Genomic DNA, 17,202 nt, shown 5'->3' with positions numbered 1-17,202 from the left:
GTCACGATGTCACCCGTCCGGAGGCGGCCGGGGAGCCCGGCGGGGCGTCGTCGGGGACCATCTCGACGACGGCCGCGGGAGCCGCGTCGGCGTCGCCCCCGTCCCGGTCCCCGAGGGAGGCGATGGTGGCGATCACGAGCACGAGCAGGAGGCCGAGGAGGGCCACCAGGGGCCACGTCAGGCCGTTCGGGAGCCCGCCGAGGCGCCGCCCCGTCGTCGTGGACGTGCGGCGTCCGGAGGACGACCGCGACGGGGCCGCCTGCGACTGCCGCCGGGCCTCGGCCCGCGTGGCCGGTGCCGCCGGCGGGGTGCTCGCGGCCGACCCGGAGCCCGGCCGCGTGCCGCCGCGAGCGGGCTGCGGACGCCGCGACGAGCGGGTGCCGCCGTGCATCTCGCGGCGCGGCGGGTAGGCGCGGGGACCGGACGGGTCCTCTGCCGCGGTCGAGGGGACGGGGCGCTCCCACGGCAGGGCGGGCCCGGGCGCGGGCGGCGTGTCGGACGGCGGAGCGGTCGCCTGACCGACGAGCTCGGCGTCGTTCTCGGCGAGGTGGCCGCCCGTGGGCTCGGCCGCGTGGGCGCCTGGTCGGGCCTCCGGTGCGATCCACGGCGTCGCGGGGTCGACCGGGTGCGGGTCGCGCACGGCCGCCGGGATGACGAGCGGCGTGATGACGGGCGCGGGGTCGGGCTCGGGTGCGCGGGGGGCGTCGTCCGCCGTCGTGCGTGCGCGCCGGCCGCGCCGGGTGTTGGCGGCCGCGCCGGCCCGGGCGGACCACGGGTCGGCGGCGAGGCGGGCCTGGATCTCCTCGAAGACGCGCGCGAGGGCGTCGGCCGGGTGCGGCCGGGCCAACGGGTCCTTGGCGAGCATGACCATGACGAGCTCGGCGAGCTCCGGGTCGACCGACGACGGGAGCGGCGGCACGGGCTCGTTGACGTGCGCGACCGCGATGTCGACCGGGGTGGACCCGGTGAACGGCCGGTTCCCGACGATCGACTCGTACGCCACGATGCCCAGCGCGTAGATGTCCGACGCCCCCGTGGCCGCCTGCCCGACGGCCTGCTCGGGCGAGAGGTACTGGGCCGTGCCCATCACCATGCCCGTCGCGGTCATCGGGACCTGGTTGGCCGCGAGCGAGACGCCGAAGTCGGTGATCTTCACGGTGCCGGAGCGGTCGATGAGGATGTTGCCCGGCTTGACGTCACGGTGCACGACGCCGGACAGGTGCGCGGCGTGCAGCGCGCGGGCGGTCTGCGCGAGGATCGGCAGGAGCCGCGCGGGCGGGAGCACGGGCTCGCGCTCCAGCAGGTCCGCCATGGGCTCGCCCACGACGAGCTCCATCACGAGGTACCCGGAGCCGTTCGTCTCGCCGTAGTCGTACATCTGCGCGATGTTCGGGTGCGAGAGCGCGGCGCTGTTGCGGGCCTCGGTCCGCAGGCGGTTGAGGAAGTCCTCGTTGCCCGCGTACTCGGTCCGCAGAACCTTGACGGCCACCTCGCGCCCCAGCGCGTCGTCGGCCGCGACCCAGACCTCGCCCATGCCGCCGACGGCGATGCGCCGCACGAGGCGGTAGCGGTTGCCGAGCGTCAGCCCCCTCACGGGCTTCATCCGTTCAACACCGCCTCCATGACGGCGCGCGCGATCGGCGCGGCGATCGCGCCGCCCGTCGCCTCGTTGCCGAGCGAGCCGCCGTTCTCGACGATGACCGCGACCGCGACCTGCGGGTCGTCGGCGGGCGCGAAGCTCGTGAACCACGCGTGCGGGGCGGCCTCGCCGCCCGTCTCGGCGGTGCCCGTCTTGCCCGCGACCTGCACGCCCGGGATCTGTGCCGCCTTCCCGGAGCCGTTCTGCACGACGCCGAGCATCATCTGCGTGAGCTGCTCGGCGGTCGACGGCGACACCGAGGTGCGCAGGCGGCGCGGCTCGGACTGGCGGACGACGTCGAGGTCGGGGTTGCGGATCGTCTCCACCGTGTACGGCGCCATCTGCACGCCGTCGTTCGCGATCGCGGCAGCGACCATCGCCATCTGGAGCGGGGTGACCTTGACCTCGCCCTGCCCGATGCCCGCGCGCGCGATGCCCGCCGGGTCGGCGCCCGGGGTGCCCTCGGCGGGGAACTGGCTCGGCGTGACGTCCATCGGGATCTCGAGCGGGGCGTCGAAGCCGAAGTCCTCAGCCTGGTCCCGCATCGCGTCCTCGCCGAGCGTCATGGCCAGGTCGCCGAAGGCGGTGTTGCAGGAGATGCGGAGGGCGTCGGCGAGCGTCATCTCGCCCGTCGGCGAGCAGCGGGTGCCGCCGAAGTTCTTCATCGTCTGCGTCGACTGCGGGTACGGGAGCTCGTCCGGGGCCGGGATCACGGTCTCGGCCGTGTACTGCCCGCTCTCGAGCGCCGCGGCCGAGGTGACGATCTTGAACGTCGACCCCGGCGGGTAGGTGTTGCCCCGGATGGCCCGGTTCGACATCGGGTTGCCGTCGGCGTTGAGCAGCTCCTGGTAGCGCTCGCGCGCGAGGGCGGTGTCGTGCGTCGCGAGCTCGTTGGGGTCGTAGCTCGGCTTGGACACGAGCGCGAGGACGCGGCCGGTCTTCGGCTCGATCGCCACGACGGCGCCGCGCTGGTCTCCCAGGGCGTCCCAGGCGGCCTGCTGCGCTGCGGGGTCGATCGTCAGCTCGACGGACGCGCCCTGGGGCTGCTTGCCGGTGAAGAGCGCGCTGAGGCGGTCGAGCCACAGCGAGCTCGCCTCGCCGTTCAGGTAGTCGTTCTCCTTGTCCTCGATCTCCGTGCGCCCGTTGGTGAGCGAGAGGAACCCCGAGACCGGCGCGTACAGCGGGCCGTTCGAGTACTGCCGCTGGAAGCCGAACGCGTCGTCCACCGGGGTCGACGAGGCGATCGCGTCGCCCGCGACGACGATCGGGCCGCGGAACTTGTTGTACTCGCGGTAGATCGTGCGGGCGTTGCGCGAGTCGTTGTTGAGCGAGTCCGCCTGGACGAACTGGATGTACGTCGTCGACACCATGAGCGCGAGGAACATGACGAGGACGACCGTCGCGACGCGACGCAGGGGGACGTTCACCGGGCTCCTCCCCAGGGGTCGGTCTCCGGGTGGGTGCCGTCGGGACCGGGGCGCCGCACGACCTCCGTGCGCAGCTCGTCGGGGTGGGCCGGGACGTCGCCCGTCTGTCCGACGGCGGGCTGCACGCCCGTCGTCGCGCGCGTCGGACCTGTGACGGGTCCCGCCGAGGCGCCCGCGCCGGGCGCCCCGACCGTGGTGGGCGCGTCGTCGGGCCGGGCGCCGACGGCGGGAGCCCCGCCGCCCACGACCTCGACCGGCTCCGAGTCGGGGCGCGTGCGCGCCCCGCCGGGGGCCACCTGCCCGCGCACGGGCAGGGACGACGGCCGCCGCGCGTCGTCGGAGATGCGCAGCAGCAGGCCCACGACCAGCCAGTTCGCGAGGAGCGACGACCCGCCCTGGGCGACGAACGGCATGGTGAGGCCCGTCAGCGGGATGATGCGCGTGATCCCGCCGACGACGACGAAGAGCTGCCACGCCATGACGAACGCGAGGCCGCCCGCGAGGAGCTTGCCGAACCCGTCGCGCACGCCGATCGCGGTGCGCAGGCCGCGCTCCACGAGGATGAGGTAGGCGAGCAGGATGCCGATGAGGCCCGTGAGCCCGAGCTCCTCGCCGAGCGAGGCGTAGATGAAGTCGGAGAACGCGTACGGGACCGTCCGCGGGTAGCCCGCGCCCCAGCCGGTGCCGAACAGCCCGCCGTTGCCGAGCGAGAACAGGCCGCCCACGAGCTGGCCCGAGCCGCCGGGGCTGCGGCCGAAGATCTCGGGGTCGAACGGATGGAGCCACACGTCGACGCGCGCCTGGACGTGGCCGAACGTCGACGCCGCGAGCACCGCGCCGACCGCGATGAGCAGGAGGCCGATGACGACCCAGCTCACGCGCTCGGTCGCGATGTAGAGCATCGCGACGAAGAGCCCGAAGAAGAGGAGCGACGTGCCGAGGTCGCGCTCGAACACGAGGATCGCGAGCGAGACGAGCCAGACGATGATGATCGGCCCGAGGTCGCGCAGGCGCGGGAGCTGGAGCCCGAGCACCTTGGGCCCGGCGAGCGCGAGCGTGTCCCGGTTCGTCACGAGGTAGCCGGCGAAGAAGATCGCGAACGCGATCTTCGCGAACTCCGCGGGCTGGAGCGAGAAGCCGAAGACGTTGATCCAGATCTGCGCGCCGTTGATGCGCGTCCCCAGACCCGGGACGAGCGGCAGCGCGACGAGCACGATGCCCGCGATCATCGCGGTGTACGTGTAGCGCCGCAGGGTCCGGTGGTCGCGCAGGAACCAGATCACGGCGAACGCGCAGAGGATGCCCAGCGCGGTCCACTGGAGCTGGCGCGGCGCGAGGTCCTGGGTCCCGCCCGTGACCTGCGAGCCGAGGTCGAGGCGGAAGATCATCGCGAGGCCGATGCCGTTGAGCGCGACGGCGATCGGCAGGATCACCGGGTCCGCGTACGGCGCCTTGAAGCGCAGCAGCACGTGCGCGGCGCCCGCGAGCACCACCGTGCCGATGCTGTACACGTAGAAGCGCCCCGGGAGCTCGCCCGTGAGCTGCAGGCCCACGAGCGCGTACGCCCCGATGCCCAGCGCGAGCGCGAGGACGAGCAGACCGAGCTCCGCGCCCCGGCCGGGGCGCACCTCGGTGGTCTCCACCGTGGCCATCAGGCCCCCGAGCCGGCGCCGTCGGTGGGTGCCGGGGTCACGTCGGGCGCCCCGGCCTCCGGGGTCTCGGTGGCGCCCTCGGTGGGCGCCTCCGTGGTGTCGTCGGTCGCGGGCGCGTCGGTGGACTCCTCCGCGGCCTCGGCGACGAGGCGCTCCGCCCGCGCGCGGGCGTCCTCGAGCGACTCCGCGGGGATCGTGGTCTCCAGGCGGTCGACGACGTAGCCCGGCAGGTCCGTGACGCGCGTCCCCGTGAGCTCGATCGGCGTCGACAGCGTCACCGGGCCCGCGTTCTCCGGGATGCCGCGGAACACGGCGACCTGGCCGTCGGCGACGCCGACGTAGTACTGCGTCTGCGTCCAGCGGTAGCCCGCCCAGCCGGCCACGCCCAGGCCCGCGACGACGAGGAGGATCGCGACGACCGTGATCCAGCGGCGGGGCGCGCGGCCGGGCCGCACGTCGTCGTCGCCGTCTCCCGGGGTCTCGGCCGGGGCTTCGGCCCCCTGCGCGGGATCCGCCGCGCCGTCCGCCGCGGGCTCCTCGGTCGCGGCGGGCGCGTTCACGCTCGCCATGAGGGCCGCCGCCCGGGCGGCGGGGCCGTCCGCGGCCGACGTCGGGGCGTCGCGGTCGATCGCGGCCGACCCGACGACCTGGGCCCCGGTGCCGGGCGCCGTGCCGTCGGGCAGCGTGTCGAGGTCCACGACGTCGGCCACCACGACCGTCACGTTGTCCGTGCTGCCGGCGCGCAGCGCGAGCTGCAGCAGGTGGTCGGCGCACTCGTCGACGTCGGGGGTGTCCGAGAGCGACTGGGCGATCGTCTCGGGGCTGACGAAGCCCGAGAGCCCGTCGGAGCACAGGAGCCAGCGGTCGCCCGGCTTCGCCTCGCGCACCGACATGTCGGGCGTGAGGTCGATGTCGAAGTCGCCGAGCACGCGCATGACGACGTTGCGCTGCGGGTGGGTCTCCGCCTCGTCGGGCGAGATCCGGCCCGTGTCCACGAGGTGCTGCACGAACGTGTGGTCGGTCGTGACCTGGGTCAGCTCGCCGTCGCGCAGCAGGTACGCGCGCGAGTCGCCGAGGTGCGCCATCGCGAGCTTGTTGCCCGCGCGCAGGATCGCGGTGACGGTCGTGCCCATGCCGACCAGCTCGGGGTCGGTCACGCTGCGGTCCACGAGGTCCTGGCGCGCGTGGTCGATCGAGCGCTCGAGCTCGGCGAGCGCGTCGTCCGGGCCGTGCGACTCGCCGTCGAGCGGTGCGAGCGCCGCGATGGCGATCGACGAGGCGACGTCTCCCCCGGCGTGGCCGCCCATGCCGTCGGCGACGACGAGCAGGTGCGGGCCGGCGTAGCCGGAGTCCTGGTTGTTGGAGCGCACGAGCCCGACGTCGGAGCGCGCGGCGTAGCGCAGGGCGATGTTCACTGCGGGCTACCTCTGCAGCTCGACGACGGACTGACCGATCCGCACCCGCGTGCCCGGACCCAGCGGCGTCACCTGGCCGATGCGCTGGTCCTCGACGTAGGTGCCGTTGGTGGAGCCGAGGTCCTCGACGAACCAGGACCCGTGCTGCGGGAAGATGCGCGCGTGGCGCGACGAGGAGTAGTCGTCGTCGAGCACGAGCGTGCAGCTCGGTGCGCGCCCGATGAGGATCGACGACGTCGTGAGGGGGATCGTCGTGCCCGTCAGCGGGCCGGCGGTGACGACGAGCCGCGACGGCCCGGCCGGCGCGGCAGGACGCGCGGGCTCGGGCGCCGCGGCGGGGGTGGGGCCCGACGTCGGGCGCGCGGCCTGCGCGGTGCCCTTGCGGCCCCGGCGCGGCGTGATCTTGGTGCCGTACAGGTCCCGACGCAGCACCCCGATCGCGGAGAGCACGAACACCCAGAGCAGCACCAGGTAGCCCAGCCGCAGCAGGGTGAACGTGAGGTCGGTCATGCGGGCCGGATCACCACTCCTCGTTGTCGGACGCGCCGGTCCAGAACATGATGCGGGTACGGCCGATCGTCAGGGAGTTGCCGTCCAGCAGCGTCGCGGCCGGCACCTGGTGACCCTCGACGAACAGGCCGTTGGTCGAGCCGAGGTCCGTCGCGATGACCCCCTCCGGCGTCACGCGGATCTCCAGGTGGCGGCGCGAGACCCCCGGGTCGTCGACGACGATGTCGGCTTCCGAGCCGCGGCCGATGACCGTGACCGGGCCGGTGAGCAGGTAGCGCTGCCCGTCGATGTCGACGAGCGGGTGCCGCGTGCTCGGGGACGCGGACGTCGCGGGCGCCACGTTGCCCCGCACGCTCGCCGAGCGGAGCTGGAAGCGGCCGACGTCGAGCGCGTCGTTCTGCTCGAAGCTCACGCTCACCGGGCCGACGAACGCGTAGTGCTGCGACGCCGCGTACTGCGTGACGTTCGACGCCAGCTCGTCGGCGAGCGTCTCCGCGCCCCACCCCTCGACCTGGCCGAAGTCGTCCACCGACAGCTCGATGGTGAACTCGTTGGGCACGACCGTGCGCTCGCGGTCCACGACGGCGGCGCGGTCGTCGACCTCGCGCCGCAGCGCGCTCGCGAGCTCGACGGGCTTGACCTCGCTGCGCCCGACCTTGGCGAACGCGTTGTTCACCACGCGCTCCACGCCCTTCTCGAAGCGGTCCAGGACTCCCATGCCACCTCCTCCCTCGTGCTCGCTCGTGCCGCGGCTCGCGCCGCGCGGTCGTCGTCTGCTCCTCCGGACGTGCTCCTGGTGGCCCCCTCGTGCATACCCGCGTCCCGGGCAGACTACCTAGATCGTATCGATCACGTCTGCGCCGGAGGCCCGATTCGTCGCACGATCTCCGGACGGATGTGGCGCGTTCGGGGCGGAGCGTGTGAACGTCGGGCGCCCGGCCGTCGGGGCTCCTCGTCGTCCGTGACGACCGGCACGTGGCGGCCGTCACGTCGGGCCGAGCGGTTCCAGGCGCCGTCGTGCGTCGTGCTAGTCTTCTGCGGCACGCGCGAGTGGCGGAATGGCAGACGCGCTGGCTTCAGGTGCCAGTGTCCGAAAGGGCGTGGGGGTTCAAGTCCCCCCTCGCGCACGTGACGAGGTTCCGACTGGTGCAGTCGGAAGACCCTCGAGAAGTCCCGGTCAGGTTCTCCTGGCCGGGACTTCGTGCATCCCCGGGACGGTGCGGTCCGGGCGTGGCCGGGGACGAGGGGTGCGTCCTCGCGCCGCGGCGTCCGTCGGGTCAGCGTGACGGTCGTGGGTCGCCCTCGGGCCAGAGGTCCTCGAGCTCGGCGACGAGCGTGCTGTGCTCGGCGTCGCGCCGGACGGCGGCGCCGAGCGCTGCGGCCCGGCGCCGGTACGCGGGGTCGCCGAGCACCTGCCCGACAGCCCGCGCGACCCGTTCCGCGGAGGCCTTCCGCGACAGCGTGACGCCCGCGCCCCGCAGCGTGACGCGCACGGCGTTGTCGCCCTGGTCGCGCCCGTGCGGCAGGACGACGACGGGGCAGCCCGCCGCGAACGCCTTGAGGAGCGTGCCGTGCCCGCCGTGCGTGACGACGAGCGCGGCGTCGCGCAGCACCTCGTGGTGGGGAGCGGCGGAGACCACGGAGACGTTCGCCGCGCCCGGCACCGCGTCGGGCGCGAGCCCCTGCCCGGTCGTGACGACGCCGCGCACGGGCAGCGTCGCGAGCGCGGCGACGATGCGCCGCAGGAGCGCGGCCTGGTCCTGGAACGTCGACGACAGCGCGACGAGGACGAGCGGGGCGTCGCCCGGCGGTGCGGCCCACGGGACGTCGTCGGCCCACGCCGGGTCGTCGAGCACGGGCCCCACGTACCGGGCGTTCGCCGGGAGCGGGCCGGGGAGCTCGAACGCCGGGCTCGTCATGACGAGCTGGCGGCGCGCGGCGCTCATCTGCTCCCACGAGCGCCCGAGCGGGTCAAGGCCCAGGTCGGCGCGCAGGGCGTTGAGCCGGTCGCGCGTGTACCGGTCGAACACGCGCGTCGAGAGACCGGTGATCGCGCGGTCGCGCAGCCGGCCGAGCGGCCCGCGCGCGGGCGTGAGCCCCGCACCGAACGGCGTGCGGCCGGGCGTGGGCAGGGCGTAGACGTTGGGGATCAGGACGTCGAACGGGATCCCGCGCGACTGCGCCGCGATCATCGCGCCGAACGCGAAGACGGACGTCACGACGAGGTCGGGACGCTCGTCGTCGACGGCCGTGAGCACGTCGCGCGTGTAGTCCGGCGCGGGCCCCGCGATGAGCTGGTCGCCCATGTCGCGCGCCTGCGCGAGCAGGCTGGGCGCCGCCCAGTCCTGGAGAGGGTCGTGCGCCGGGTCGCGGTCGGGGCGGTTCGGCGCGGTGCGCCACGGGACGAGCGTCGCACGCGTCGCGCGGACCTCGGGAGCCATCGAGTCCTCGGCGAGCACGCGCACGCGGTGCCCGCGTTCCACGAGCCGCCGCACGGCCCCCACCTCCGGCGGGACCGTCCCGCCGCCGTCGGTCAGGGCGAAGAGGTACGTGCGAGGCATGGCCCACCCCCCCGGTCGCGGCCGGCGAGGGGCGTCCCGCTCGCGACGTGACGACCGCGTCGCAGGACCACGCTAGCCCCCAGGGCCGCTCCGCCAACCCTAGATCTGCTAGGGTCTGTATCCCTAGAAGAACTAGGCATAGGAGTGCCATGCGTATCGACAAGGACCTCGTGGCCGCGTCGGCCACCCCGCTCGTGCTCGGGATCCTCGCGGACGGCGAGTCGTACGGGTACGCGATCCTCAAGCGCGTCGACGAGCTCTCGGGCGGGCGCATGCAGTGGACCGACGGCATGCTCTACCCGCTCCTGCACCGGCTGGAGCGGCTCGGTCTCGTCGAGGCGTCGTGGGGCACGTCCGACGTCGGGCGGCGCCGCAAGCACTACGCGATCACCGCCGCGGGGCGCGAGGCGCTCGTCGAGCGCCAGGCGCAGTGGGACGTCGTCGCGCACGCGCTCCACCAGGTCTGGCGCGCGGCGCAGGACGGGCTGCCGACCCCGCCGCGCGTCGCGGAGGGGTGGGCCTGATGGGCGCCACGACCGCTCCCGCGGGCGGGGCGAGCCCGGTCCCGCACGCCGCGCTCGAGGCCCAGATCGACCAGTGGCGCGGCTACGTCCGCCGCCGCGAGGCCATCTCCGGCGCGGACGTCGACGAGATGGAGGACCACCTGCGCGAGCGGGTCGAGGACCTCCGCGCGACCGGGCTCGACGACGACGAGGCGTTCCTCGTCGCGGTGAAGCGCATGGGCACGCTCGACGACCTCTCGCGCGAGTTCGCGCACGAGCACTCCGAGCGGCTGTGGAAGCAGCTCGTCCTCGTCGGCGAGCAGCCGACCGGCCGCACGCGGTCGTGGCGCGAGCTCGCGGTGGTGCTCGCGCTCGCCGTCGCGGTGGGCGTCACCGTGAAGGTCGCGACCGTGCTCCTCCCGTGGGAGACGGTCGGCCTCAACGTCGGGCTCCTCGTGCTGCCGTTCCTCACGGCCTACCTCGCGTGGAAGCGGCAGGTCACGGCGCGCGTGGTCGGCGCGCTCGTCGTGCCGTTCGTCGCGCTGGGCCTCGTCCTCAACCTGTACCCGTTCCAGCCCACGGACTCGACGTTCGTCCTCGCGGCGCTCGCCGCGCCCGTGACGCTGTGGTCCGTCGTCGGGCTCGCGTACGTCGGCGGGCGGTGGCGCTCGGACGCACGACGCATGGACTTCGTGCGGTTCACGGGCGAGCTCGCCGTGTACTACACGCTCATCGCGCTCGGCGGCGGCGTCCTGCTCGGCCTGACGATCGGGGTCTTCTCGCTCGCCGGCGTCGACCTCGAGCCCTACCTCGACGCCTGGATCCTGACCCTGTGCGTCCCGGCCGCGCTGATCGTGGCCGCGTGGCTCGTCGAGGCCAAGCAGAACGTCGTCGAGAACATCGCGCCCGTGCTCACGCGCGTCTTCACGCCCCTGACGCTCGTCATGCTCCTCGCCGCGTTCGTCGTCCTCGCGACCGCGGGGAACCTCGCCGCCGTCGACCGCGAGCTGCTCATCCTCATGGACGCGATCCTCGTGCTCGTCCTGTGCCTGCTCCTCTACTCGGTCTCGGCACGCGACCCGCTCGCGCCCGGGTCGTTCTTCGACGGCCTCCAGGTCGTCCTCGTCGTCGCGGCGCTCGCGGTCGACGCCGTCGCGCTCACGGCGATGCTCACGCGCATCGCCGAGTTCGGCGTCAGCCCCAACAAGGCCGCCGCGCTCGGGCTCAACCTGCTCCTGCTCGTGCACCTCGTGTGGTCCGCCGTCCTCGCGACGGCGTTCCTGCGCGGGCGGCGCCCGTTCGCCGACCTCGTCGCCTGGCAGACCCGGTTCCTGCCCGTGTACGCGGCGTGGGCCGCGATCGTGGCCGTCGTCTTCCCGCCCGTGTTCGGCTTCGTCTGACGACCCGCCGTGCCGGGCCCGCGGCGGGCCCGGCACGGCAGGGTGCCGGGCGGTCGTTCAGCGGACGGGCTGCGGCGCCGCGTCGGTCGCCGGGAGCGACGGCGCCTCGCCACCCGCCCGGAACATGCGCCGCACCAGCGGGCGCAGCGCGCGCGACCGCATGACGCCGGTGGTCGCGCGCAGCACCGCCGCCTCCAGCCGGCTCCCCGGCACCATGCGGGCGATGCCCCCGCCGGGGATCTTCTTCCCCGCCTCGACGAACGGGGCGACGTCGGCCGCGTAGCGCCGCGCCGCGCCGGCGGGGTCGTCCGGGGGTCGCCCCCAGCCGCGTGGCGAGGAGGTAGGCGCCGACCAGGGCGGTCGCGGTGCCCTGGCCCGTCATGGGCGAGCCGCACGACGCCGCGTCCCCCAGGAGCACCACCCGGCCGGCGACCGGGTCGGGGACGTCGAGAACGCCGCGTAGCCGCCGAGGGAGGTCACGAACTGCTCCTCCGGCCCGAACGCGAGCCGACGCGTCGCGGAGTGGACGCCGTCGGCCCCGACGACAAGGTGGAAGCGTGCGGCGTCGGGCGGGCGGCCCGGCCCGAGCTGAGCGAGGCCGACCTCGCGGCTGTCGCCCGGCTCGACTTCGTGCTCGTGCAGAGCCTCGGCATCCTCTGGCTCCTCGACCCGGACGCCGTCCCGAGCGGGGACGAGCTCGCGCGCGCCGTCGCCGTCGTCGCCGGACGGGCGGACGACGAGGGCTGACGGCGCGTGCGCCCGGGCGTAGCGTGGCGGGATGGCCGCCGCCACTCCCGGAGTGCCGCCCGAGGACGGGCTGGTCGACTGGTTGCTCGACGCCGACCCGGCGCTGCGGTGGCGGGTCGAGCGCGACGTCGTGCACGCGCCTCCCGAGGTCTGGGAGGCGACGCGGGCGCGCGTCGCGACCGAGGGCTTCGGCGCGCGCCTGCTCGCGCTGCAGGACCCCGACGGGCAGTGGGCGGGCGGCGCGTACTTCCCGGCGGACGCGGGAGCGGTGGACGCCGGCGGAGCGCCCGAGGAGGGCCAGCCCTGGACGGCGACGACGTGGTCGCTCGTCGCGCTCCGTGAGTGGGGGCTCGACCCTGGCGTGCTGCGCGCGCGCCGCACGCCCGAGCTGCTCGCGGCGCACAGCCGCTGGGAGTACGACGACCTGCCCTACTGGGGCGGCGAGGTCGACTGGTGCATCAACGGGTACACGCTCGCCGCGGGTGCGTGGCTCGGGGCCGACGTCTCGGAGCTGCTCGCCGCCGTCGTGGCGGGCCGGCTGCCCGACGGCGGGTGGAACTGCGACTGGGTCGAGGGCGCCACCGTCTCCTCGTTCCACTCGACCCTCAACGCGCTCAAGGGCCTGCTCGCGTACCAGGAGCTCGCGGGCGGCAGCGACGAGCTGCGGGCGGCGCGTCGCTCCGGCGAGGAGTACCTGCTGCGCCGCGGCCTGTTCCGCCGCCTGAGCACCGGCGAGCCCGTCGGGGACTGGGTGTTCCGCCTCGCGTACCCGTTCCGTTGGTACTACAGCGTGCTCAACGCGCTGGTCTACCTGCGCGAGGCGTCGCTGCTCGACGGGACGCCCCCCGACCCGCGCGCGGCGGACGCCGTCGAGCACGTCCGCCGCGCCCGGCGCCCGGACGGCACCTGGCTCCAGGGCCGGCGCCACCCGGGCCGGGTGTGGTTCGAGGTCGACGCCCCCGCGGGCGAGCCGTCGCGCTGGCTCACCTACCACGCGACCGTCGTCCTCGACTGGTGGGACGGCGCGGGCGTCAGGACGTCGGCGCGCCCGACACGACCTCGGCGCCGTCGAGCACCGTGATGAGCTCGTCGAACCACTCGACGTAGCTCGCGTAGGTGAACGGCCGCTTGTCGTCCCACCCGACGACCTGGCGCGCCTGCACCGCGGGCAGCCCCGCGTAGACGGGGTTGGCGGCCATCGCCTCGTCGGAGCCCGTGTAGCTCAGCACGACGTCGGCCGGGTGGTCCGGCACGCGCTCCCAGCTCAGCTCGGCCCAGCCCTCCTGGTCCTGCGGCCCGCCGATCGTGAAGCCCAGCTCCTCGAGCAGCGCGAGCTGGCCGAGGTTCTTCTGGCCCACCCACAGCTGCTCCGCGCCGTTGAGCGGCAGGATCGTCAGCGGCTTCTCCGCCGCGATGCCGCGCAGCGTGTCGAGCCGCTCGTCGAACGCGGCCTTCGCCTCCGCGACCTCCGGCGAGTCGACGTCGCCGCCGAGCGCCTCCGCGAGCGACGCGTAGTCCTCGATCACCTCGACGACCGGCCGGCCCGAGAACCTCATGCCGACGAACGGAGCGACCGCCGTCGCCTCCTCGGTGACCGTGTCGTCCCACCAGGTCCAGGCCGTGCCGTCCTCGTTGCCGAACCCGATCACGAGGTCGGGCTCGAGCGCGAGCAGCTTCTCCAGGTTGAGCTCGGCGTCGGCCCCGACGACCTCCATCTCGTCGACCCGGGCGTTGCCGATCGACAGCGCGCCGGCGTCGGAGAAGCCGTAGCCGAACACTCCGGAGGGCCGCACGCCGTAGTCCCACAGCGCCGCGGCGGTGTAGCCGTCCACGACGAGGCTGTCCGGCGCCTCGTCGAGCGCGTACGTCGTGCCGTAGCCCGAGGACGTCCAGGACCAGCCGTCCGCGGCCGCGGCCGGGTCCGCGCCGTCGGTCCCGGGTTCGGTGCCGGCCAAGCACGCGGCGAGCGTGGCCGCGAGCCCGACGGCGAGCGCGCCGGCGGCGAGGGAGCGCACCGGGCGCCGGTGCCGGGTCGGGCGGGCTGCCGTGGGCAGGGTGGACGAGGGACGGGTGGTGCGGGTCATGCGTTGCTCCTCCGACGAGGCGGTGCGGGCGAGCGCAGGACGGTGGGGGGCCGGTCGGGCGGGTGGGTCGACCGGCGGGGAACGGGGGCCGCGCGGTCAGGCGCGGCGAGGACGACCCTCGGGCACGACGAGCGGGGTGCCCGTCACGGGGTCGGCGATGATGCGGCACGGCAGGCCGAACACGTCCTCGACCAGGTCGGCCGTCACGACGTCGGCCGGCGCGCCCTCGGCGACGACCGCGCCGTCCTTCATGGCGATGAGGTGCGTCGCGTAGCGGCACGCGTGGTTGAGGTCGTGCAGCACCGCGACGAGCGTGTGCCCGCGGTCGCGGTTGAGGTCGGCGCACAGCTCCAGCAGCTCGATCTGGTGCGCGATGTCGAGGAACGTCGTCGGCTCGTCGAGCAGGAGGAGGGGCGTCTCCTGCGCGAGGACCATGGCGACCCACACGCGCTGGCGCTGCCCGCCGGAGAGCTCGTCGACGAGACGGCCCGAGAGCTCGGTCGTCCCGGTCGCGGCGAGCGCGCCGACCACCGCGGCCTCGTCCTCGCGCGACCACTGGCGCAGGAGCTTCTGGTGCGGGTAGCGCCCGCGGGCGACGAGGTCGGCGACGGTGATGCCCTCGGGCGCGATCGACGTCTGCGGCAGGAGGCCGAGGCGGCGCGCGACCTCCTTCGCGGGGATGGAGGAGATCGAGCGGCCGTCGAGCACGACCTGCCCCCGCGACGGCTTGAGCAGGCGCGACAGCGCGCGCAGCAGCGTCGACTTGCCGCACGCGTTCGGCCCGACGATCACCGTGAACGACCCGTCGGGGATGCTCACGTCGAGGTCGGAGGAGATGACGCGGTCGTCGTAGCCGACCGTGATCCCGTCGGCGTGCAGGCGGTCAGCGGACGGGACGCGGTCGGCGCGCGCGTCGGTCGGCGCGTCGGCGACGGCGCCGCTCGGGGCGGCCGCGAGGTTCGTGAGAGCCACCGGGGTCCTTCCGGTCTGCGGGTTCGTGGTCACTTGCGGGCCTCGCGGACGAGGAGCCAGACGAGGTAGGCGCCGCCGACGCTCACGGTGACGACGCCGACGGGGAGCTGGGTGGGCGCGAACGCGCGCTGGGCGACAAGGTCGCTCGCTGCGAGCAGCACGGCGCCCATGACGGCGGCGGGGAGGATCCGCACGCCCGCGGCGCCCGTGAGGCGGCGCGCGAGCTGTGGGGCGGCGAGGGCGACGAACGCGATGGGCCCGGCCGCCGCGGTCACGAGGGCCGTGAGCGCGACGCCGACGATCACGAGGGCGAGGCGCACCCGCTCGCTGCGCAGGCCGAGGGCCGCCGCGGCGTCGTCCCCGAGCTCGAGCAGCCCCATGCGCGGCGCGAGCCACAGGAGCGGGAGCGCGAGGAGCGCCGCGAGCACGCACGCGGGGACCGCCTGCGCCCAGGTCATGCCGTTGAGCGACCCGGCGCCCCACACGGCGGCCGCCATCGCGGTCTCGAGATCCGCCTTGACGATGAGCCACTGGTTGACGGACGCGAGCATCGCGGACACGGCGATGCCGACGATGATGAGCCGGAACCCCTGGACCCCGCGCCGGTAGGCCAGGAGGTACACGACGCCCGCGGTGACGACGCCGCCGACGAGCGCGCCCGCCGCGACGCCGACGTACCCGCCGCCGAGCAGCATGATGACGACGAGCGCGCCCGTGTACGCGCCGGTGTTGAACCCGATGACGTCGGGGCTGCCCAGCGGGTTGCGCGTGAGCGACTGGAAGATCGCGCCGCTCGCGCCGAGCGCCGCGCCGAGCACGAGCGCCATGAGCGCGCGCGGCAGGCGCCACTCCACGACGACCATGTGCACCGGGCCGTCGGCGGCGCCCACGAGCGCCTGGAGCACCTGAGGCACGGTGAGCGGGTAGTCGCCGGTGGTCAGCGCGACGACGCCGATCGCGAGCGCGACGAGCAGCAGCACCCCGCACACGGCGAGCGTGCGCAGGTCGAGCCGCAGGCTCGCGCGGCCGCCGAGCCCCCGCACGACGCGCGTGGGGCGGCCGAAGTCGACGCGGTGCGCGCGGTCGGACGAGGGCCCGCCCACGCGCGGTCCCACGGGCGCGTCGTCCCGGACCGGGGCGCTCACAGCCCGCTCGCCTTCGAGCGGCGCACGAGCGCGATGAGGACCGGCGCACCGACGAACGCCGTGACGATCCCGACCTGCAGCTCGCCGGGCATGACGACGACCCGGCCGACGACGTCGGACACGAGCAGCAGGACGGGCGCGAGCACGGCCGAGTACGGCAGGATCCAGCGCTGGTCGGGGCCGACCGTCCAGCGCGCGACGTGCGGCACCATGAGCCCGACGAACGCGATCGGCCCGGCCGCCGCCGTCGCGGCGCCGCACAGCAGCATCACCGCGACGCCGACGAGGACGCGCGTGCGCCCCACGTGCGCGCCGAGCGAGCTCGCGAGGTCGTCGCCGAGCGCGATCGTGTTGAGCGGGCGCGCGACGACGAGCGCGATGACGAGCCCGACCACGACGAACGGCGCGATCGTGCCGGCCATCTCCATCGTGCGGCCGGCCAGCGAGCCGGCGCCCCAGAAGCGCATGCGGTCGAACGCCGCGGGGTCGAGCAGCGTGATGCCCTGCGAGATGCCGCCCAGCACGGCCCCGAGCGCGACGCCCGCGAGGGTGAGGCGCACGGGCGTCGCTCCCCCGCGCCCCTGGGAGCCGATCGCGTAGACCGCCACCGTCGCGACGACCGCCCCGGCGAACGCGAACCAGATGAAGGACTGGATGTCCGTGAACCCGAGGAACGCGACCGCGAGCACGACGGCGAACGCCGCCCCGGCGTTGACGCCGAGGATGCCCGGGTCGGCGAGCGGGTTGCGCGTCATGGCCTGGATGAGCCCGCCCGCGACCCCGAGCGCGGTGCCGACCAGCAGGCCGACGATCGTGCGGGGCAGCCGCAGGTCGCGGATGATCACGTGGTCGCCCGAGCCGTCGTACCCGGTGAGCGCGTCCCAGACGGTGCCGAGCGGGACCGGCTTGGAGCCGACGACGAGGCTGAGCACGATCGCGACCGCGAGGACCACGACGGCGACGAGGAACCCGAGGCTGCGGCCCGCGTTGGTGCGGGCGACCCCGGCCGGGCGGTCGTCACGGCCCGTCGCGGGCCGGACGGGCCCGTCGGGGACGCCGGCTGGCGCGTCGGCGGTCGCGGGCGAGGTCATGGTGCTCGGATCTGCTCGGGGGCGCGTGCCCGGTCGGTGGTGGCCTAGTGAGGTTA

Annotated in this window: 16 protein-coding genes and 1 tRNA gene; 5 read left to right on the top strand and 12 right to left on the bottom strand. The window is 74.8% G+C overall.

Annotation, left to right across the window (positions count from 1 at the left end; all coding sequences use genetic code 11):
- Position 1: 1 nt before the first annotated feature.
- Genes ABWU78_RS07315 through ABWU78_RS07290 form a run of 6 tightly spaced genes read right to left on the bottom strand, consistent with a single transcriptional unit; the run spans position 2 to position 7,361 of the window.
- The gene (locus tag ABWU78_RS07315) at positions 2 to 1,603 is read right to left on the bottom strand and encodes a protein kinase domain-containing protein (RefSeq protein WP_439157982.1); all 1,602 of its coding nucleotides are present in this window, start codon (positions 1,601 to 1,603) and stop codon (positions 2 to 4) included.
- Positions 1,600 to 3,066 (bottom strand): peptidoglycan D,D-transpeptidase FtsI family protein, encoded by a 1,467-nt coding sequence (locus ABWU78_RS07310; protein WP_439157981.1) that lies wholly within the window; start codon positions 3,064 to 3,066, stop codon positions 1,600 to 1,602. The genes ABWU78_RS07315 and ABWU78_RS07310 overlap by 4 nt, the downstream gene beginning before the upstream one ends.
- The gene (locus ABWU78_RS07305; RefSeq protein ID WP_439157980.1) at positions 3,063 to 4,718 is read right to left on the bottom strand and encodes an FtsW/RodA/SpoVE family cell cycle protein; all 1,656 of its coding nucleotides are present in this window, start codon (positions 4,716 to 4,718) and stop codon (positions 3,063 to 3,065) included. Before ABWU78_RS07305 ends, ABWU78_RS07310 begins: the two co-directional genes overlap by 4 nt.
- The gene (locus ABWU78_RS07300; RefSeq protein WP_439157979.1) at positions 4,718 to 6,133 is read right to left on the bottom strand and encodes a Stp1/IreP family PP2C-type Ser/Thr phosphatase; all 1,416 of its coding nucleotides are present in this window, start codon (positions 6,131 to 6,133) and stop codon (positions 4,718 to 4,720) included. Before ABWU78_RS07300 ends, ABWU78_RS07305 begins: the two co-directional genes overlap by 1 nt.
- Before the next feature lie 6 nt (positions 6,134 to 6,139).
- The gene (locus tag ABWU78_RS07295) at positions 6,140 to 6,643 is read right to left on the bottom strand and encodes an FHA domain-containing protein FhaB/FipA (RefSeq protein WP_439157978.1); all 504 of its coding nucleotides are present in this window, start codon (positions 6,641 to 6,643) and stop codon (positions 6,140 to 6,142) included.
- A gap of 10 nt (positions 6,644 to 6,653) precedes the next feature.
- The gene (locus ABWU78_RS07290; RefSeq protein WP_024841610.1) at positions 6,654 to 7,361 is read right to left on the bottom strand and encodes an FhaA domain-containing protein; all 708 of its coding nucleotides are present in this window, start codon (positions 7,359 to 7,361) and stop codon (positions 6,654 to 6,656) included.
- A gap of 326 nt (positions 7,362 to 7,687) precedes the next feature.
- Between ABWU78_RS07290 and ABWU78_RS07285 the strand changes: the two genes are divergently transcribed.
- Positions 7,688 to 7,770, top strand: a tRNA-Leu gene (locus ABWU78_RS07285).
- A gap of 150 nt (positions 7,771 to 7,920) precedes the next feature.
- On the opposite strand, the gene ABWU78_RS07280 is transcribed toward ABWU78_RS07285, so the two are convergent.
- Complete coding sequence (locus ABWU78_RS07280; RefSeq protein ID WP_439157977.1) at positions 7,921 to 9,204, bottom strand: glycosyltransferase; 1,284 nt, start codon at positions 9,202 to 9,204, stop codon at positions 7,921 to 7,923.
- Between the two features lie 149 nt (positions 9,205 to 9,353).
- On the opposite strand from ABWU78_RS07280, the gene ABWU78_RS07275 reads away from it, so the two are divergent.
- Positions 9,354 to 9,728, top strand: a complete 375-nt coding sequence (locus ABWU78_RS07275; RefSeq protein WP_253051611.1) for a PadR family transcriptional regulator — start codon at positions 9,354 to 9,356, stop codon at positions 9,726 to 9,728.
- Entirely contained in the window at positions 9,728 to 11,107 is a 1,380-nt protein-coding gene (locus ABWU78_RS07270) for a permease prefix domain 1-containing protein (RefSeq protein WP_439157976.1), read from the top strand. Before ABWU78_RS07275 ends, ABWU78_RS07270 begins: the two co-directional genes overlap by 1 nt.
- Before the next feature lie 57 nt (positions 11,108 to 11,164).
- Here the strand turns inward: ABWU78_RS07270 and ABWU78_RS07265 are convergent, their stop codons facing one another.
- Positions 11,165 to 11,323, bottom strand: a complete 159-nt coding sequence (locus ABWU78_RS07265; RefSeq protein ID WP_353706968.1) for a hypothetical protein — start codon at positions 11,321 to 11,323, stop codon at positions 11,165 to 11,167.
- Positions 11,324 to 11,629: 306 nt separating this feature from the next.
- On the opposite strand from ABWU78_RS07265, the gene ABWU78_RS07260 reads away from it, so the two are divergent.
- Together ABWU78_RS07260 and ABWU78_RS07255 are read left to right on the top strand one after the other, a co-directional pair.
- Positions 11,630 to 11,854, top strand: coding sequence for a hypothetical protein (locus ABWU78_RS07260; RefSeq protein WP_353706969.1), 225 nt, complete (start codon positions 11,630 to 11,632; stop codon positions 11,852 to 11,854).
- 31 nt (positions 11,855 to 11,885) lie between these two features.
- On the top strand, positions 11,886 to 12,935 hold the full coding sequence (locus ABWU78_RS07255) for a squalene cyclase (RefSeq protein WP_439157975.1): 1,050 nt from the start codon (positions 11,886 to 11,888) through the stop codon (positions 12,933 to 12,935).
- On the opposite strand, the gene ABWU78_RS07250 is transcribed toward ABWU78_RS07255, so the two are convergent.
- From ABWU78_RS07250 to ABWU78_RS07235, 4 genes are all read right to left on the bottom strand, one after another.
- Entirely contained in the window at positions 12,886 to 13,938 is a 1,053-nt protein-coding gene (locus ABWU78_RS07250) for an ABC transporter substrate-binding protein (protein ID WP_439157974.1), read from the bottom strand. The genes ABWU78_RS07255 and ABWU78_RS07250 overlap by 50 nt on opposite strands.
- 96 nt (positions 13,939 to 14,034) lie before the next feature.
- Positions 14,035 to 14,817: an ABC transporter ATP-binding protein gene (locus ABWU78_RS07245; RefSeq protein WP_253052482.1), complete on the bottom strand. Its 783-nt coding sequence runs from the start codon at positions 14,815 to 14,817 to the stop codon at positions 14,035 to 14,037.
- 122 nt (positions 14,818 to 14,939) lie between these two features.
- The gene (gene fepG, locus ABWU78_RS07240) at positions 14,940 to 16,013 is read right to left on the bottom strand and encodes an iron-enterobactin ABC transporter permease (protein ID WP_253052484.1); all 1,074 of its coding nucleotides are present in this window, start codon (positions 16,011 to 16,013) and stop codon (positions 14,940 to 14,942) included.
- A 38-nt stretch (positions 16,014 to 16,051) separates the two neighbouring features.
- The gene (locus tag ABWU78_RS07235; RefSeq protein ID WP_439157973.1) at positions 16,052 to 17,146 is read right to left on the bottom strand and encodes an iron chelate uptake ABC transporter family permease subunit; all 1,095 of its coding nucleotides are present in this window, start codon (positions 17,144 to 17,146) and stop codon (positions 16,052 to 16,054) included.
- Positions 17,147 to 17,202: the final 56 nt, after the last annotated feature.

Source organism: Cellulosimicrobium sp. CpK407 (genome assembly GCF_051844275.1).
Classification (GTDB): domain Bacteria; phylum Actinomycetota; class Actinomycetes; order Actinomycetales; family Cellulomonadaceae; genus Cellulosimicrobium; species Cellulosimicrobium cellulans_G.
This window is presented reverse-complemented; position numbering and strand designations above follow the sequence as displayed.

Bases quoted from the DNA above. Each gene is read 5' to 3' on its own strand.
- ABWU78_RS07265 (WP_353706968.1), bottom strand. From the start codon at position 11,323: ATGGTGCCGGGGAGCCGGCTGGAGGCGGCGGTGCTGCGCGCGACCACC.
- ABWU78_RS07235 (WP_439157973.1), bottom strand. From the start codon at position 17,146: ATGACCTCGCCCGCGACCGCCGACGCGCCAGCCGGCGTCCCCGACGGG.
- ABWU78_RS07250 (WP_439157974.1), bottom strand. From the start codon at position 13,938: ATGACCCGCACCACCCGTCCCTCGTCCACCCTGCCCACGGCAGCCCGC.
- ABWU78_RS07270 (WP_439157976.1), top strand. From the start codon at position 9,728: ATGGGCGCCACGACCGCTCCCGCGGGCGGGGCGAGCCCGGTCCCGCAC.
- ABWU78_RS07305 (WP_439157980.1), bottom strand. From the start codon at position 4,718: ATGGCCACGGTGGAGACCACCGAGGTGCGCCCCGGCCGGGGCGCGGAG.
- ABWU78_RS07275 (WP_253051611.1), top strand. From the start codon at position 9,354: ATGCGTATCGACAAGGACCTCGTGGCCGCGTCGGCCACCCCGCTCGTG.
- ABWU78_RS07290 (WP_024841610.1), bottom strand. From the start codon at position 7,361: ATGGGAGTCCTGGACCGCTTCGAGAAGGGCGTGGAGCGCGTGGTGAAC.
- ABWU78_RS07255 (WP_439157975.1), top strand. From the start codon at position 11,886: ATGGCCGCCGCCACTCCCGGAGTGCCGCCCGAGGACGGGCTGGTCGAC.
- ABWU78_RS07295 (WP_439157978.1), bottom strand. From the start codon at position 6,643: ATGACCGACCTCACGTTCACCCTGCTGCGGCTGGGCTACCTGGTGCTG.
- ABWU78_RS07280 (WP_439157977.1), bottom strand. From the start codon at position 9,204: ATGCCTCGCACGTACCTCTTCGCCCTGACCGACGGCGGCGGGACGGTC.
- ABWU78_RS07315 (WP_439157982.1), bottom strand. From the start codon at position 1,603: ATGAAGCCCGTGAGGGGGCTGACGCTCGGCAACCGCTACCGCCTCGTG.